The sequence below is a fragment of the Kiloniellales bacterium genome (assembly GCA_030064845.1).
Taxonomy (GTDB): Bacteria; Pseudomonadota; Alphaproteobacteria; order Kiloniellales; family JAKSDN01; genus JASJEC01.
Map to the genome: position 1 here is coordinate 47,158 of JASJEC010000052.1, position 17,297 is coordinate 64,454.

Sequence of the window (17,297 nt, forward strand, 5' to 3'; positions counted from 1 at the left end):
GGTTGTTGCGGCAGCGCGCACTGCGACGGCAAGAGCTCTGTGTCTCACGGTGGTCGGCTGGCCGCGCGGAAAGAGGGACGGACAGGACGGCATGACTCCACGGCGCTCCAGGCTTCTAACCGCTGCCGCGCTATTGACGGCCTCGGCCCTGACCGGCGGCTGTGTAGCGGCAGCCGCCATCGCGCCCTCCGCCGTGGGCGCTTCGCCGGTCGTGGTCGAGAACCTGGGCTCGGGCCGGGGCGACAGCTTCTGGATGGCGCGCTACGACGACGTGGTTGAGGCGGCGCTGCGCGCCGGTGAGGTGCTGTCGCTCGAGCTTACGGAAGAGCAGATCGGCGAGGACAGCACCCGGCTGCGCTTTATGGATGAGCGGGACGCTCTCATAACGCTCCGCATAGAACGCCGCACCGAGACCGTGACCCAGATTCGCGTGTTCTTCGGATCGAGCCGCAATTCCGGCCTCGGCGCCCTACTGGGGCGGCAGATCATCGAGGAACTCGAGGAGGCCGATGCCTTCCTGGTCGACTGGTCGGACGCGAAGGTTCCCCGGGCCCCTCGGACCGAATAGCCCGGCGCTACCGCGCCAGGCCAGCTCCCCGCCGACCGCCCCGGTAGTGGGGTTTCCAGAGCCGCAGCCGCCTCCTAAGATCGGACACCCGATTCTTCGGCCATGGTGATGCTGATGAGGATCCTCCCCGGCAGGGGCCGGCTGCCAATCACCCTTACGGTCGTGACCTCCATCGTCGCCCTGATCGTTCTCGCGCTCGGGTCCGTGCTGGCGATCAGCTACATCACCACCAAGCAGAACACCATCAACCTGGTCGGCGAGTCGGCTGCCGAGTCCGGCCGCTTCGTCGTCGACGAGCTGCGCGACCACCTCGACCCCGTGGTGGAACAGGTCAACTGGACGGCCGACCTGCTCGCGGCCGGCGCAGTCGACCTGGCCGATGACCGGGAGATCGGACGCCTGCTCCTGGGCGCCCTCGCCGCCACTCCCCACGTGACGGGGCTCATCTACTTCTCCGCCGACAAGAAATCCGTCAGGGCCTACCGAAACGGGCCCGAGGGCTGGCGGGTGGACACCACCCCGACGAGCGAACCGGCCTTCAAGGAGCGAACGCTGGAAGCCGCCCGGCAGCGTGCAGCGGGCTTCTGGAACGAAGTCCTGTTCAGCGAGCAGTCCCGGAAATCCTACATCAACTTCGTCCGGCCGGTTCGGCGCGACGGCGCGTTCCTCGGCGTGGTCCTGGCCGGGGTGTCGCTGAACCAGCTCTCGGACCTTACACTTGAGGTCAGCGAGACCGACGACAACACCATCTTTGTCCTCGCCGACAGGGATCAGGTGATCGCCCATCCCAATCTGACCTCTAACCATCCGGAACTGTCCAAGGAGTCGCCGACGGTCGGCATCGATCGCGTCGGCGACCTGGTTCTCAGGCAATTTTGGTCGGCAGAAACCCATCCGCTCGAGATCGAACTGAGCCTGCCTGACCTGACGCTGAGGCAAACGGCGATCGCCGGCGAGCGCTACGTCTTCGCCCACACCGAGGTCGAGGGCTACGGCGAGAGCCCTCTGATCATCGGCAGCCACCAAGACGCAGAATCAGCGGAGGCCGCCTTTCGCGCGGTCCAGCACGGCGCTTTCATCGGCCTCGCCATGTTGCTGCTCAGCGTCGGTCTCGCAATCGTGCTGGGCCGCGCGATCTCCCGGCCGATCAAGACGGCGAGCGCGGGAGCCGCGCACATTGCCGAGCTGGAAATCTCCGAGGTGAAGCCGCTGCCGCGCAGCGTGATCGCCGAGCTCGATACCCAGGCACGTTCGTTCAACGCCATGCTCGGCGCCCTGGGCTGGTTCCAGACCTACGTTCCGCGCTCGCTGGTACGCCGCCTGATCCGTCGTGGCGAAGCGGAGATCGCGTCGGAAGAACGCGCCTTGACTATCCTATTCACCGATCTGGTCAGCTTCACCGCCGCCTCGGAGGCCATGACGGCACGACAGACCGCCGACCTTCTGAACGATCACTTCGCCCTTCTTGCCGCCTGCGTCGAACGCGAGGAAGGAACGATCGACAAGTTCATTGGCGACGCCCTCATGGCCTTCTGGGGTGCGCCGGACCGCCAGCCCGATCAGGCGGACCGGGCCGTACGGGCCGTGTGCGCCATGGCGCGCGCGGTCGAGGACAACAATGCCCTGCGCCGGAGCCAGGGCCTCCCGCCGGTCAGGATGCGCCTCGGCCTGCACAGCGGGCCAGCCATCGTCGGCAACATCGGGGCGCCCGAACGGATGAACTACACGGTGGTCGGTGATACGGTGAATACGGCCCAGCGCATGGAGGGGCTGGGCAAAGAGGTCGCGCCCGACGCCGAGATCGTGATCCTGGCCAGCGAGAGCGTGATCGGCGCTCTCTCGATCGACATCCAGCACGAAGCGGCGGGCGCCTTCACGGTCAAGGGCAAGACCGAGCCGATCCAGGTCTTCCGGATAGTCCCGCCGTCATGACGCGCCCATGACCGAAGCAACGACGCGCGTCCCGTCGACCGGCCGAGCACTCTCTTCGCTGGTCGCGGCCGGCATCCTCTTCGCTTCGCTGGGCGCCCAGGACGCGGGGGCCTCGAGTTCCATCGCAGACCGCGTGCACGACAGCCTCATGCGCGCCCATCCCCGCTATCCGCAATACCAGGTCCCGAAAGCGCTGGCCGGCTGCTTCGACTGGCAGAACTCTACGCCCGACGAGCCTCGGGTCCGCTTCCTCGCCGTCGCCACGCGCGGTCGAGGCGGCGTGGGCAGCATTTCCGTAGGGCGCCTCGCGAGCAACGCGCTCGACCGCTGCCAGCGCGGAAAAAGTCGGAACGAGGCCGTGTGCGAATGCCAGGTTATCGACCGCAACGGCCGCAATGTCCTCGAGCCGCCCGAGGAATTCATCAGTCGCTTCCAATAAGCACAGGGGCGCCCCGAGACCCGCCTTCAAACTTTCATACAAACTTGCTGAAATGCTGTTGCGCTCGAGTGGCGGGAGAGGGCGGTTGATCTCCGTCAAAGAGGGATCAGGGCGCGCCTGCTAAGGGCGTGTCCGGGAGTTGACGAAGCCAGGGAGAGGTCACGATGTCTTCGAATCTTTTGCGCCGCGCGTTGCTTTCAGCCTCGTGCGTTCTCGCCGCGGCGATCTTGCCATCGGCGCTGGCGCTGGCACAGACCAGCTATCCATCCGGCGCCGCGATGCGCGCGGGTCTCGGTCCGCACGGCAGCTTCGACGTGAATGCGGGAGAGACCTATACCTTCGCCGACCTCGAGGACGGGACGACCTATAGGGTCTGCGTCGTCGGCCGGCGGGGGCGGCTGATCGTGGACGGGGAGAAGGAAGTCGCCATGGACAATGGCGACTGCCACGACAGCCACGGCGCGTCTTTCCAGTTCCAGGCCGACGAGGGCGAGGGCGAGACCCAGGTGTTCTACAGGCACGTGCGGCGGCATCGGCGTTAGCACGGTTGACAAGCCTTCGGTTGCCACACAAGGTGCGAGCGTCGCCGTTCGTAGTCTGACAGGGACCAAAAACTGAAACGGCGACGCGGTAGACCTGGGGTTGTCAGCGCGAATGTGGGGCACGGTCGCCTGCGGCACCTCCGCCGGTCAGAAAAAACCTGAGTAGTCTCTATGAGGGAGTCGAGGTCATGGTCTCGAAAAGAGAAAACAAGGATTCCGGCCTAGCGGCCGTTCGCGCCTGCGCGTTCGTCGCCCTGGTCGCCGTTGCAGCGCCGGGAATGGCGGCCGCGCAGGACGACTCCGACGGCGGGGTCAAATGGACGTTGGGCGCGGGAGTCGGCGGGGCGCCAGATTATGAAGGCTCGGACGACTACGAAGTCGTCCCGATCCCCCTGCTGCGGGCGGATTGGGGCAGAGGCTACAACGTCAGCGTCAGCGGCTCCACCCTGCGCGCCTTGCAGATACGCGGCAACGCGGTGCCGAACGACCTGATCTCGGGGGGCCGGATCGAAGCCGGACCGCTGGCGAACTTCCGGATGGAGCGCGACGATGTCGACAACGACCGGGTCGACGACCTGGAAGACGTCGATCCGGCGTTCGAGATGGGCGCCTTCGTCGGCTACGTGCACGAATTCCAGGGCGCGAAGGGCCCAACGCTCGGCGCCAATTTCCAGTTCGCCGCCGACGTGACGGACGAGCACGACGGCTGGCTCCTGCAGCCGGGCATCGATTTCGTGTACCCCTTAGGCGATTTCCGTTTCACCAGCCGGACCTTCTCGACCTTTGCGACCAGCGGCTACATGGAAACCTATTTCGGCATCGACTCCGACGACGCGAGGCGGAGCGGGCTCGACGAATTCGACGCCGATGCTGGCTTCAAGGATTGGGGCCTTAGCCTCGGGGTGAATTACGCAATCACGCAGAGCTGGAATGTCGGGCTGCTGGGCAGCTACACGCTGCTGCTCGACGACGCGAAGGACAGCCCGGTCACCGACGACGAAGGCTCCGAACACCAGTTGTTCGGCGGGATTCTGGTCAGCTTCACCTTCTAGCGGCGGGTCCCCGGGGGCCAATCAAAGGCAGACCAGGGCCGAGGCGCGGCGGGGACCGTGACGGGTGTGCGGGAACAGGAGGTCAGTGGTGAAATATCTGCTGTACGTCTTGTCCGCCTTCGGCCTCGTGGTGTCGGCGGTGACCGCCGCGAACGCCAAAGAACAGCTGATGCGGATCGATATCTTCAACCGCAGCCAACAGACCCTTTACATCATTGCCTACGATCCGACTTGCAGAATCAGAGTGTTTGAAGCCGTCCTCGACGACAACGCCACGACCTCGGTAAGCGTTTGCGCCGACACTCGCGGCAGAGGCAACATCGTGATTTACGACGCCCGAGGACGCAGCTTAAAGTTCAGGGGTCTGCACAACGGCTCCAATGTCAACATACGCTTCCGCTAGCTGCCGCCGCGGTAGAAGAAACGGCACGGCTATGAGCCGGATCGCAGCGAGTGCCAGGGAAGTCGCACTCACGGCTCACACCCTTATCCTCGCGTAGAGTTCGGTTGAAGCCACAAGCATCATGGTCACAACTCTGTTAGAGCTAAGACAGCGGAGACACGGCTTGTTGGGAGGCTGGTCCTTGCTGATGGTTTGGATGGTCCTGCTGATTCCGGCCGCGCCCACCGCATGGGCTGAAGACACCAAGCTGACCTTGTGCAACACGCAAGAGGCTGACGGCTCCCGCTTCATCGCCGAGCGCGTCAAACAGTCGGTCAAGGACGCCAGCCTACGGCTGGAGTTCCTCGGCACCAAAGGCTCCATGAACAATCTCAAGCGCATGGCGGAGCGAGATTGCGACGCGGCCATAGTGCAGTTCGACGCGCTCATGGTTTACTCCATGGAGGGCGGAGTCAGGCGCTTGGTGATCGCGCCGCCATTGCTTCTCTTTGAGGAGTTGCTGCACTTGATCTGTCGCCGCGGATCGGGCTTCGAGGACGTGGGGGACATGATGAACGAACCGGAAGGGACGGTGGTGCTGACCGGCGAGCCGGGCAGCGGGAGCGCGACGACCTGGCGCGCGCTTTCCGACCTGGACGAGGACCTCGAGAGGATCGCCACGCGACCGCTCGGCGGCAGACAAGCGCTCGAAGAGCTCCTGGCCGGCGGGCCGGCCGATTGCATGGCAACCGTGGTCAATCCGAAAGCGCCGTTCATGCGCGATGCCGACGCGCGGGGCGAGGATCTCAGGCTCGTCTCCTTCGACCTGTACGAGCTGCGCGACGCCGAGTTGGTCGAAAACCGGATCTACCGTTCGGCGGTTATCCCGGAAGGCACCTACGCGAACCTGCAGACCGGTTTGGAAGACCCCGCGGTCGAGACCCTTGGCGTCTGGGCGACCCTGGTGATTGCCAAGGCCTGGGCCAAGGCCAACCCAAAGCCCTACGCGACCTTGAGGAAGGCGGTCACCGAGGTGAAGCCGCTGCTGTGGGAGCGCATGGAGAACTGAAGCGAGGAGCGGACTTCCGTGACGGTGATTGGACCCGGATCAAGCAGCACCGCCGATGCCTTGCCACGGGGCTCCGCGGCGCAGGGGCCTTCTCCCGGGCTTGCGCTCGCCATTGTCGGCGGCACATTCTTCTTCTACATCCTGTTCAACTACTTTCGGGTCGGCGACGAGCTGTACGACTGGTCGAAGACGCTCGCCAGTTACGACTATCGTCAATACCTGGGTATGAGCAAGCGCTGGGCCATCCAGTACGGTCACATCGTTTTTCTCTTCGTCTTCCTGGTCATGTCCAAGTACATCTTCGTCAGCGACGCGAAGAACGAGCGTCTTTCAAAGTTCATTCGCGCGACCGTGCGCTACACGCTGCCGATCTTCATCTTCCACTTCCCGCTGCTCTACTTCTTCACCGCGATCACCGACCACGATCCCTTCGACCCCCTCGACCAAGTCTTCCTGTTTTTCGCGGTTCTGGCGGCCTGCATCGTCTGCGGCAAGCTGTGCTTCATGGCCAAGCCGGCCTTCGACCGCCTGCAGAAGGGCGGCGAAAGATACCTGTCGCGCTGGTTCCCCGGGGCGGAGGACAGCCCGCCACTCCCCGGCGCCAAGCTGACGCGCTCGTTCAGCAACATGCTGAACCTGATCCGCATGGTCGCCACGCTCTCGATCTTCTTCGGCCACTTTACCTTCGCCCAATTCAGCGACGCTGGCCTGCCCGGATTCGATCTTTGGCGCCGCTGGGCCGTGCCCTTCTTCTTCATGACCTCGGGCTACTTCGCGCTGCGCGCTCTGGAACGGAGGCAGGGCAGCGTGTTTGTGCTCATCTTCAACCGTTACAGCAGCCTCTGGTTCATGGTCGTCCCTATGCTGCTGGTGATTCCGATCATCGACTACATCGGCTTCCAGGCGGACCCCCTGCTCTACTTCCTGCACGAGAAGTACATCTCGCCCGACGATGGGCTGAGGTCGGACCTCGGGACCCTGGTCTGGACGTTCGTCAACAGCGCCCTCTACCTGAATGAGATCTTTCTCTACGACTTGCTGGGCTTCGGCACGGAACTGGGCGGCATGCGCAGCTTCAGCAACGATTCCTTCTGGTTCCTCTGCTATCTCATGCCCTTCACGGCCATGCTGGCCGTCATGATCAAGGTGAGCGGCTGGCGCAAGTACCTCTGGCTGGCGATCCTCGCGGTCTTTTTCGGGCCGCCCATCCTCCTGCTGGCGCCGCTGTTCTTCTCTGGCTGCCTGGCCTATCTTATCCACAAACAGATATGACCTCGGGGGGCCCTGGAACGGAGAGATCAGGGTGCAGGCAATGAGAAAACACCGGCGTTTTCGGGCGGCCTTGATGGCCGCCGCGCTCCTCGCGCTTGTCACCGGACGCGGCCATGCGGCCGAGCTCGGCGGCTTCTTCGAATTCACGCTCTATACAGAGGAAGGCGAGCCGGCCGAGGCTTTCAAGCCCCGGGTTCTCCTGCTGCTGCATGGTTTCAAGTCGGCCATGCCCAATTACGACTACGGGGTCATCCACAAGGCTTTCGCGGCCGACCGCACCGTGGCCGGCTTTAACTACGACTACACCGACGTGAAGGAGAACGTGGAGGAGTTCGGCGAGCTTTTCGAGACCCTGCTCCGCGATCGGTCGGTCGTTGTCATCGGCACCTCGCTCGGTGGCTTCTGGGCCGACTACCTGGTCAACCGCTTCGAGCTCGAGGGGGCCGTCCTGGTCAATCCTTCGGTCAGGCCCGAGGAGACCATGCGCCGGGCCCTCGGTGAGCAGTACAGCAAGAAACGGCAGGAGAAGTTCACGGTGACCGAGGCGGCGGTTGCCGCCTACGGCGCCCTGGAAACGCCGGCGCGCGAGGCGGCGCGGCGCCTGGTGCTGCTTTCCAGGGACGACGAGATCCTCGACTACCGGGTCGCCGCCGAGGCCTTCGCGGGCCACGCCAACACCAAAGTCGTTGTATTCGACGAAGGCGGCCACAATCTGGATCTGAGCCGGCCGGAGGTTATGGCCGAGATCCGAAACTTCATCGATCAAAGACGGGCAGAAAAATGACAAGCAGATCAGGCAGGAGCCTCCTACACTTCGCTTTCGCGGTACTGGCCTTGGTACTGGTGCAGGGCGGCCTCGCGTGGTCGGCGAATCCGGTCCGGGTCGATCCGCAGCCCGACAGCGGCGCGCTGAAGCCGGGGCTCTCCGTGCTCTACTACTACGCCAAGTACAACCACATCCGGGAACTGGAAACCTGGATGAAGTACAAGGACGGCAAGCCGGGCGAACCGATCGCGCTGCTGGACGCGAAGGCGGGCACCGGCAAGGTTCTGACCAGCGGCTCCGCGGATCTGGTTGGGGCGCACATCAAGGGATTCCTGCGTTTCGACCAGGCGGGCACTCACCGCTTCCAGGTGACCTCGAACGACGGGATCCGGGTCATCCTGGGGGGCGAAAAGATCTACGAAGATCCCGACGTTCACCCGGACCGGACTTCCGACCCGATCCCGGTCGAAATCGCCCAGGCCGGCTACTATCCGATCGAGGTTCTCTACTTCGAGAAGAAGAACACGTCGACGATCCAGCTCTACTGGAGCCCGCCGGGCTCGTCAGGGTTCGAGCCCGTGCCAGCGAGCGCTTTCTGGCACTGAAACCAGAGCTTGTTTAGCGGTCGAACGTGAGCGAGCAGGACGAAGCGAAGACCGCGGCTCAATCGTAAAGGCCGGGCGATCGTCCGGTCGCGCCCCGCCGGAAGCGACGCCCTTCACTCCGTGCCCACCTCCTCCCCGCGCTGCAAGCCCTTCGCGAGTTCGAGACAGGGGTCCTGTTCGCCGCGGCGGCGGCTCGAGAAGGGCAGCAGCGAGCCCAGCAGGTTGACCGGACTGAGCAGCACTTCGCCGACCGAGCGGACCGAGGCGCTCCTGGTGCTCACCCTCACGTCAGGATCCGCTAGGGGGCCCTCGATCGTAAAGGGCGTGGTCAGACCGACCAGGCGCCGGGACTTGGGCTTGGGCTGCACCCTGATGTTGATCGTCTCCTTGCGCAGGTCGACGTAACCCTCCCCGAAGGCCAAGATGGTGGGCGTATCCATCACCAGGTGCCGACCCTTGCCGAAACCGTCCTGGACGTCGAAGCGCATGATGATGCAGTTCATCTCGGAATAGCCCCGGCGCGTGGACTTGGCAAAGACCCAGGAGAAGGGGCTCTCGGCGGTGAGGTTGATCATTCTGTTGAGCACCCGCCCGTTGGAGGCTGCCAGATCGAAATCTCCCGACAGCGAGGAGGCCAGCGCGTGCGGCGTGCCGCCCTGCCCCGTCACGTCGACCAGCAGATCGAGGTCGCCATCCAAGGGCACGTTGGCGTCCGCTTGGGAAATGAACTTACCGAGATTCACGTCGTCGGCGGTCAGCGAGATCTTCATGGTTGGCAGCTCGGGCCGGGCGTCGGCCTCCAGGGTCATGTCGACCCGGCCACCGACGAAGCTGAAGTTTAGCGGGTCGACCTTCAGCACCCCGTCGGCCAACTGGAGCTCCCCGTTGGCCTTGTCGATGTCGAGTCTGATACCTTCAATGTCCTCGATGACCACCTTGAGATCGAGGTCGACGAGGCGGAGGGCTTCGAAGGGGATCGGTGTGTCGTCGAAGATAATCTCCTCCGGCGCACCGAGATCGCCGTTGCCGTTGCCCTCTTCATTATCGTCATCCACCGGCGCCAAGGGTTCCGCGATTTCGGATTTCCCGGTTTCGGGATTCGCGGTTTCGGGTCTCGCGGCTTCGGGTTCCTCGGTTTCGGGTTCCTCCGTTTTGGTTTCCTCGGCGTCGGGCACCAGGCCGACGTCGGAGAAGCGGAACCGGGGCGAGTAAATCTCCGCGCGCAGCTTGGGCCGCGTACCCGCGAGGCTGCCCGACAGCTTGGTCGTCAGGCTGGTCTCGCCGAGCTGAGCATCGCCCCGGGCGCTGAAAGATTCGTCGCTGCCCGCCACCTCGCCATTGAACGCCAGGCTCCCGACCGGCGCGCCCTCGTAGCCGAAAACCTCGCCCAGCTCGGAGAGATTGGGCACCGTCAGGGATGTATCCATTCGCAGGTCGTCGCTGCGCTTGAAGTCGTCGAACGCACCGGACACCGAGAGCGAGACGAGCTCGCTATCCGCCACCTCGGCGTTCAGCGATTCCAGCCCCACCGTGCCGTCCTTGTCCGACACGAGGAAGTCGCCGCGAATACTGCCCAGCGGCGCATCGGGGGCTACCCTATCGGGACCGAGCAGGGTCGCCGTCGGCGCGTCGATCTTCCCCTCCAGTCCGACGCCCTTCAGCGCCACGAAATCGGCAATCTCACCGACGAGGCGCAGCGCCGGCGCATCGGGCGCGCCGGTTCTGGCATCGATCTCGGAGAGCGCGAAGCTCTCGCCGCGGCCCGCCAGCCGCGCGCGCACCCAGACCGGCCCCAGGTCGGATAGGTTGAGGTTGGCGAGGCGGTAGATGCCTTTGGAATCCGGCCAGCGCGCCTCCAGGTCGAGCACGACTCCCTCGACCGCAGCGCCCTGGACGAAGGTGATCCGGTCGATTCCGCCCTTGACCGCCGCCGCCAGGCCGTCGGGTCCCTGGGCCGTCACGTCGAGACCCGCAATAGCGAGGCTGTCGGTCGTTCCTCTGACCTCGAACTTCCCGGCGATGTTGCCCAACAGCGGCGTCTCCGGCGGCAGAAAGGCGGCGAATACCGCGGTGGAAGGCGCGGTAAAGCGCACGGCCAGGGCGATCTCCTCCAGCAAAGCTTCGTCGTCGGGGTCCAGGGAGCCCGGCCTCCCGGTCACCTCGACCCGCAGCTCCCCCTGGGTGCCGAGCTCGAGACTGAGGTTGTCCAGCTGGAAGGCGCCTTCCTCGCGGAACAGGCGCAGCCTGACGGTCACGGGTCCGAGCGGGGGCAGGTTCTCAACAATTCCGGAGACCCGCCCCGCCAGGGTCTCCGGATCGGACGGCAGGCGCCGCCCGGCAGCGCTTGCCTCGGCGCGCAGATGGGCCAGCAGTTCGGCTGTCGCGCGGCCGTCGACAGCGAGGTCGTGTTGGCGCTGATAGGCCTCGATCGCGCCTCGGGTGCGCGGGCCCATCCTGCCGTCCGGCGTTCCGGGCTCGAAGCCGACGGCCTCCAGCGCGAGCTGTACCGCGCGCACGAGGTCTTTCCTGGCGGTGGCCAGTGACTCGGGCGGCGGTGCCGTTTCCCCGGCGATCTGCTCAACCAGGTAGATCAAAGGCCGGCTCCGCTCGACAGTTGCCGAAAAGGTGATATCGGGATTTACGAAGAGAACGAAGCCCGGCCCCGACAGCTTGCCGACCTCACCCTCGGCGGTCAGCCGCAAGCGTTCCAGGCCCTCGATCTCGGCTTCGGCCCCGTGAAGCACAAGGCTGCCGTCGGCCAGGATGAGTTTCGCCGACGCCCGCACTGCGCCGAGGTCGGGCAAGTCCCTGCCGAGCGCCCGCTCCAGCAACGCGCGGTCGGGGAGCGCCAGCTCGGTCTGAGCTTCGAGCCGCAGTTTCTCGCCGGCGGCGAAATCCAGCACGCCCCGCCCGCTCAGCGTCAGCTCCCCGCCCGACCCGTGCGCGACCCGCGCCTGAAAACTCTCGATAGTCGGGGCGGTGAGCCTGCCGTCGAGTCGGCCTTCCACGCCGAGGGGGCCGAGCCCGTCGAGAACGCCGCTGACCGCCACAGGGAGCTCCGCGAACTGCCGCAAGGCGCCCGAGTCGAGCCGCCCCGAGAACCGCAGGTCCAAGCCCTCCGATCGGACGATGTTGGCGATCCTTCCCTCGGCCCGAAGCTCCTGCCCTGAGCGCTCGAGGATCTCTAACGTGATGTCCTCAACGGCGAGCGTCTGGAGATCACCGCGCACCCGCGCCGTAGCCTCGCCGATCCCGACCACCGGCAGATTGATGCCGAAACCGCTCAGCGTGCCACTGAGCGAAGCCGATTCGGCGGTGACCGCGAGGTCCATGTCCACCTCGCCGAGCGGGTCATGCACCACGCCCTCAACCGTCACCGCACCGCTCGGGGCCTCGAAGACGAACTCTACGGGATAGGACTCGGCGCCGGCGAAGACCTCGCGGAACGAGCCGAAGCGTCCGCCGACTTGGAACCGGCGACCATCGAACTTACCCTCGCCGCGAAGATCAAAGGTCTTCGACTCGGCGGCTTCCGTCTTCTCCAGCGCGTAGATCAGGACCTCCCTACGCGCGCCGCTCCGGCGGTCGCTGTAGGTCACGGCGATGTCCCGGAGGGAGATGACCTCGATCAATGGCGGCGGCGCCAGGTCCCCGCTCGCCGTCCGGGTGCGGGCGCCGGCGCCTGCGATCATGTCCCAGTTGGCCCGTCCTTCCGCTGATCTTTCCAGCTGCATCTGCAAGCCGTGCACAGTGAGGCGCGGGATCGCGATGATCCCGGAAAGCAACGGGACGATCGCCACCTGCACTTCGAGGCGCTCGGCGCGGGCCATTTCCTCACGCCCGGTCCAGGGCGCGTCGGCGATCGAGACCTCGGTGACGGTGACCGTCGGCTCGAGGCCGAACTCGAAATCGAAGGTGCCTTCCACCCGGATATCGCGGTCGAGCCTGCCCTCGATCGCCTGACGCAAGATCCAGCGATAGAAGTCGTCGCCCGCGACCACGAGGAAGAGGGCGACCGCCAGGGTCGGGAAGAGCAGGGCTCCGAGGCCCCAGATAAGGATCTTCTTGGCGCGGCGCATGGGTCCGGCGGCGGTTGGCTTCGCGTTTTCTGATCCCCCGCTATGGGCCCTCGAATTCCCAGGGCCAGGCGCGCGGGATATCCCATTGTCTCCATGGACGGCTCGATGGCAACCATCGAGCGCATCCCTGACCAAAACAAATGAATGGAGGCGAAGGAGGCTGAGTCGAGGGCGCCGGAGCAGGATCTCCCTAGAGCGGATCATGTTTTGATGGATCGCCTTTGGCGATTCAGTCAACCCGGATCTGCTCTAGGTCGGGCCGACCTTTGCCTTGCCACGGAGGCGCGGTCGGTTTCTGATGGGCGGTGCTTCGCATCGAGGGAGACCGTCATGCCGGCCGAGGGCCGCCGCACCTTCAAGACCCGGGAAATGGCGTTCGGGGTCTATGATTTCGACGGGCCGCTTCAGCCAGAGTTCGGCCTGCTGACGCTGAGCTACGACCAGGCAACCGGCAACGGCTGCTATTTGATGCGGATGGACCCGGGCAGCGAGACCATCTCTCACGAGCACGGCGGCGTCGAGGACTTCTACATGGTGGAGGGCGAGTTGATCGACGACGACGGCACGGTCTTCGGTCCCGGCGATTTCGTCAGCTACGCACCCGGAAGCCGACACAACTCGCGCACGGAAACGGGCTGCATCATCCTGGTCTGCGAATGGGGCAAGAACGGCGGCGCAGAAAGTTCGGGATGAGCTGTACCGGGTGTCACCCGACTTCGAAGATTTGTGGAAAGTTGGGCTGTATACTTTCAGAAACTACCGGTTGATTTCTTATTATATTGGGTTCACATGCCCCTGACCCTCTTTTAACTTCACTTACCCACGACTCTACTACAACTCGGCGTTCAAACCACGGACAGGCCACCATAGAACCCGAGGTGCGAAACAACGGCGCAAAGGCACTTGGCCAGGATTGGATTTGCGCAGAATTTTGGTTAAGGTTATGCGGGTTGGGGGACGATGAGACTCTTGAGAGGGTGTGAACAAGGGAGGGGGGCGCTTGGAAATGGGGAGTTCTCCTGTCCAGCCGCAGGCTGGTCGCGTTTTGCAAGTGATTGGAGAGCCTGCGCGGCATCGCGGGCCGGCATGGCCCAAGGCAGTGGCTCTTTTGCTATTGTTTTCGCTCGGTGCTTGCATGAAGGTCGGGCCGGATTTCGAGGCGCCCGAAGCACCCGTGCAGGACAATTGGCTCGAAGAGGGTGACAACGGGGTCAAGGCCGATCCCGCGGAGCTCACCACTTGGTGGGATGTCTTCGAAGACCCGGTCCTTACCCGGCTCGTCGAGACCGCCTATAGGCAGAACCGGACTCTGCAGTCGGCCGGCCTGCGCGTGCTCGAGGCGCGCGCACAGCTCGGCATCGCGATCGGCTCGTTCTATCCGCAGGTTCAGAACGCGGTAGGCAGCTATTCCTACAACTACACCAGCCGGAACGGGGCGAACCTGGGCGACTTCGACAACTCGTTCCAGGATCTTACCGTGGGCATCGACGCCACCTGGGAGTTCGATTTCTGGGGCAAGTTCGCGCGCTCCATCGAATCCTCGGACGCCTCCTTGGGCGCCACCGTCGCCAACTATGACGATTTCCTGGTGATCCTGACCGCCGAAGTGGCGCGCTTCTACGTCGTGGTCCGGGAAGCCGAAGAACGCATTAGGCTGGCGCGGGAAAATACCGTTATTCAGCGGCGTACCTTGCAAATCGCCTCTGCGCGTTTTCGCGCCGGCGCGGTCAGCGAGCTAGATGTGCAGCAGGCGCGGTCGCTCCTCGCCGAGACCGAATCCGACATTCCCTTTTACCAGATCTTGCGCCGGCGGGCGCAGAATGCGCTCGCGGTACTGCTCGGTATGCCGCCGAGCGAGCTCGTGGCGATCATGGGTTCGGAAGGCAGGATCCCCACGGCCCCCGAAGAGGTCGCTGTCGGCGTCCCAAACGAACTCTTGCGGCGCCGACCCGATATCCGCCGGGCCGAGTTGCGGACGGCCGCCCAGAACGCACAGATCGGCGTGGCGCGGGCGCAGCTCTTTCCCTCCTTCAGCCTCGGCGGGTTCGTCGGTCTGCAGACCAGCGGCAGCGTGGATTCCCGCTCGAACAACGCGAATCTCTCCGACTTCTTCGATTATGACAGCTTCACCGGATTCATCGGCCCCACGATCTCCTGGCCATTTCTCAACTACGGCCGGCTGACCAACAACGTCCGCGTGCAGGACGCCCGGCTGCAGGCTTTGATCGCCGATTACGAGAACGCCGTCCTGGAGGCCTATCGGGAGGTCGAGGACGGCTTGGTCGGCTTCCTTCGTTCGCGTGATCAGGCCGAGTTCCTCACGACCAGCGTCGAAGCCTCCAAGCGCGCCGTGGAGATCGCCCTGCGTCAGTACCGCAACGGGCTCGTCGACTACACGCGGGTTTTGGAGACCCAGACCGCCCTCGTAGAGCGACAGGACAATCTGGCGGTCGCGCAGTCCGCCATCGCCCAGAATCTGGTCCTCAGCTATCGCGGCCTCGGCGGCGGCTGGCAAATCCGCGGGCCGAACGAGTTCGTGCCTGATGAGACCATCGAGGTGATGCGGGAACGCACCGACTGGGGCAGTGTGCTGCCAGCGGAGGATATCGCGGATGCCCCGACCAGAGGCGAGGAAGCGGGCGCGAACACCTACTTCCGTAGAGTGGACTTCTAGCGGGCTGCTGAGGATCACCTGAGCTCTTGATCACAATCATCCTTCGACATGGGGCGCAGCCCGGGGCTGCGCGTGAATGAGGATAAACGCGTGAAATAAGCTCACCCTTACCCTGAGATGGCCTGGGTCCCGTGGACATTCATTTGACCGCGAGGTATGAGCCGACCAAGTGGATCATTGCGGTGAAGCTCATATCGGTTTTGTCGTAGCGCTTGGCGATACGGCGGAACTGTTTGAGAGCGCAAAAGAAGTTCTCGACCAGATGGCGCCATCGGTACATCGCGAAGTCGCAGGCGATGGCGCGCACCCTGTCGGCCTTGGGCGGGATGACCGCCAGGGCGCCGCGGTGTTCGAGTTCGGCCCGCAGCCAATCGTTGTCGAAGCCTTTGTCGGCGAGCAGGGCGTCGAAGTCGAGGCCGGCGATAAGCGGTTCGGCGCCAAGGCTGTCGTGGCGTTGACCGGGCAGGAGCAGGAAGCGGCTCAGGTTGCCCAGCGCATCGACCAAGGCGACGATCTTTGTGGTCAGTCCGCCGCGCGAATGCCCGATTGCCTGATTTTGAGTCCCCCCCCTTGCGCCGGTGCCGTGCTGGTGGACCCGGACGATGGTGCCGTCGATGATCGCGTATTCAAAGTCCGGGTATCCGGATAAGCTTTGGAAAAGACTCTCGAATACGCCCTTCTGGGCCCACCGGCGGAAGCGCTTGGCGACCGAGTTCCAAATGCCGAAGCTGGCGTGCAGATCACGCCAGGGAGAGCCCGTGCGCACGATCCAAAACACCGCTTCGACGAACAACCTATTGTCATCCGCCGTACGTCCAGGGTCACCGGCCTTGCCGGGCAGCAGCGGAGCTATCCGCGCCCACTGCGCATCGCTCAAAACGCGTCGATCCAAGGCTGACCTCCATCAAGTTTCAGCCTTGAATCAAATTTCCACGCTCAAGGGAATCCCCCTAGTGAAATCGAATGTCCACAGGCCCTAGAGCGGATCGCATTCAAACGGGATCACGCAAGGATCCCAATCAATCGCAATCTGCTCTAGCCATTCACGAGGAAATGCGCGCCGATGCTGCAGAAGTATCCGAGGGCGATCACCGGAGACCACTTGAGGTGGGCCATGAAGGTGTACTGACCCTTCGACGCGCCCATCAGCGCCACCCCCGCCGCGGACCCGATCGACAGCAGGCTGCCCCCGACCCCGCAGGTCAGCGTGATGAGCAGCCACTGGAAGTGCGACATCTCCGGGCCCATGCTGAGGATTGCGAACATCACCGGGATGTTGTCGATGATCGCCGAGACCATGCCGAACGTCGTATTCGCCGCGGTGGGTCCCCAGTTACCGTACATGACGTCCGAGGCGAGTGCCAGCCAGCCGATGAAGGCCAGGGCGCCCACGCTGAACATCACCCCGAAGAAGAACAGGAGGGTGTCCCATTCGGCTGCCGCGACGTGACGGAAGATGTCGAGGTCGTCATCCTCCGGCCGGCGCGTCTTGCGGATGTAGTAGGCGAAGAACATGAGCAGCGACAGGCCGGTCATCATGCCCATGAAGGCCGGCAGGTGCAGCAGCTGCTCGAAGCTGATCGCCATCGCGATGGTAATCACGAACAGCAGGATGGCGAAGGGGGCGCCGCGCCGCATGCGGACCGTCTCTTCCAGCTTCTCGGGCTGGCCCTTGGGCAGAAAAACCGACATGATCGCGGCGGGCACCAGGAAGTTGACGAGCGATGGGATGATGAGTGCAAAGAACTCGAAGAACTCGACCCGCCCCGAGGTCCAGACCATCAGCGTGGTGATATCGCCGAAGGGGCTGAAGGCGCCGCCGGCATTGGCCGCGACGACCACATTGATGAAGGCCAGCGCGACGAACCGCGGGCTGCCTGCGCCCACGGCCATAATGACCGTGCCCATCACCAGGGC

Annotated in this window: 15 protein-coding genes; 12 read left to right on the top strand and 3 right to left on the bottom strand. The window is 64.3% G+C overall.

Translation table 11 applies throughout. From position 1 onward, the window contains the following. Window positions 1–91 precede the first annotated feature (91 nt). From QNJ67_16625 to QNJ67_16670, 10 genes are all read left to right on the top strand, one after another. Window positions 92–568, top strand: coding sequence for a DUF3568 family protein (locus QNJ67_16625; GenBank protein ID MDJ0610601.1), 477 nt, complete (start codon window positions 92–94; stop codon window positions 566–568). Window positions 569–682: 114 nt separating this feature from the next. Beyond that, on the top strand, window positions 683–2,500 hold the full coding sequence (locus tag QNJ67_16630; protein ID MDJ0610602.1) for an adenylate/guanylate cyclase domain-containing protein: 1,818 nt from the start codon (window positions 683–685) through the stop codon (window positions 2,498–2,500). A 7-nt stretch (window positions 2,501–2,507) separates the two neighbouring features. After that, on the top strand, window positions 2,508–2,939 hold the full coding sequence (locus tag QNJ67_16635; protein ID MDJ0610603.1) for a hypothetical protein: 432 nt from the start codon (window positions 2,508–2,510) through the stop codon (window positions 2,937–2,939). A 164-nt stretch (window positions 2,940–3,103) separates the two neighbouring features. Then, window positions 3,104–3,481 (top strand): hypothetical protein, encoded by a 378-nt coding sequence (locus QNJ67_16640; GenBank protein MDJ0610604.1) that lies wholly within the window; start codon window positions 3,104–3,106, stop codon window positions 3,479–3,481. A gap of 188 nt (window positions 3,482–3,669) precedes the next feature. Continuing rightward, window positions 3,670–4,533 carry a MipA/OmpV family protein gene (locus QNJ67_16645; GenBank protein ID MDJ0610605.1) on the top strand — a complete coding sequence of 288 codons (864 nt, stop codon included), beginning with the start codon at window positions 3,670–3,672 and terminating at the stop codon, window positions 4,531–4,533. Between the two features lie 88 nt (window positions 4,534–4,621). Beyond that, complete coding sequence (locus QNJ67_16650; protein ID MDJ0610606.1) at window positions 4,622–4,936, top strand: hypothetical protein; 315 nt, start codon at window positions 4,622–4,624, stop codon at window positions 4,934–4,936. Window positions 4,937–5,123: 187 nt separating this feature from the next. After that, a complete protein-coding gene (locus QNJ67_16655) occupies window positions 5,124–5,984 on the top strand; it encodes a TAXI family TRAP transporter solute-binding subunit (GenBank protein MDJ0610607.1) in 861 nt (286 codons plus the stop codon). A gap of 18 nt (window positions 5,985–6,002) precedes the next feature. After that, entirely contained in the window at window positions 6,003–7,256 is a 1,254-nt protein-coding gene (locus QNJ67_16660; protein MDJ0610608.1) for an acyltransferase family protein, read from the top strand. Window positions 7,257–7,329: 73 nt separating this feature from the next. After that, window positions 7,330–8,040: a YqiA/YcfP family alpha/beta fold hydrolase gene (locus tag QNJ67_16665; GenBank protein ID MDJ0610609.1), complete on the top strand. Its 711-nt coding sequence runs from the start codon at window positions 7,330–7,332 to the stop codon at window positions 8,038–8,040. After that, window positions 8,037–8,627, top strand: coding sequence for a PA14 domain-containing protein (locus QNJ67_16670; protein MDJ0610610.1), 591 nt, complete (start codon window positions 8,037–8,039; stop codon window positions 8,625–8,627). Before QNJ67_16665 ends, QNJ67_16670 begins: the two co-directional genes overlap by 4 nt. 113 nt (window positions 8,628–8,740) lie before the next feature. On the opposite strand, the gene QNJ67_16675 is transcribed toward QNJ67_16670, so the two are convergent. Then, window positions 8,741–12,706, bottom strand: coding sequence for an AsmA family protein (locus QNJ67_16675; protein MDJ0610611.1), 3,966 nt, complete (start codon window positions 12,704–12,706; stop codon window positions 8,741–8,743). A gap of 330 nt (window positions 12,707–13,036) precedes the next feature. Between QNJ67_16675 and QNJ67_16680 the strand changes: the two genes are divergently transcribed. Together QNJ67_16680 and QNJ67_16685 are read left to right on the top strand one after the other, a co-directional pair. Then, window positions 13,037–13,399, top strand: coding sequence for a cupin domain-containing protein (locus tag QNJ67_16680; GenBank protein ID MDJ0610612.1), 363 nt, complete (start codon window positions 13,037–13,039; stop codon window positions 13,397–13,399). Between the two features lie 313 nt (window positions 13,400–13,712). Further along, window positions 13,713–15,380, top strand: a complete 1,668-nt coding sequence (locus tag QNJ67_16685; protein MDJ0610613.1) for an efflux transporter outer membrane subunit — start codon at window positions 13,713–13,715, stop codon at window positions 15,378–15,380. Between the two features lie 139 nt (window positions 15,381–15,519). On the opposite strand, the gene QNJ67_16690 is transcribed toward QNJ67_16685, so the two are convergent. After that, window positions 15,520–16,272 carry an IS5 family transposase gene (locus QNJ67_16690; protein ID MDJ0610614.1) on the bottom strand — a complete coding sequence of 251 codons (753 nt, stop codon included), beginning with the start codon at window positions 16,270–16,272 and terminating at the stop codon, window positions 15,520–15,522. A gap of 143 nt (window positions 16,273–16,415) precedes the next feature. Next, window positions 16,416–17,297 (bottom strand): sodium:proton antiporter NhaD (nhaD, locus tag QNJ67_16695; GenBank protein ID MDJ0610615.1); only part of this gene is annotated, 882 nt, incomplete at its 5' end.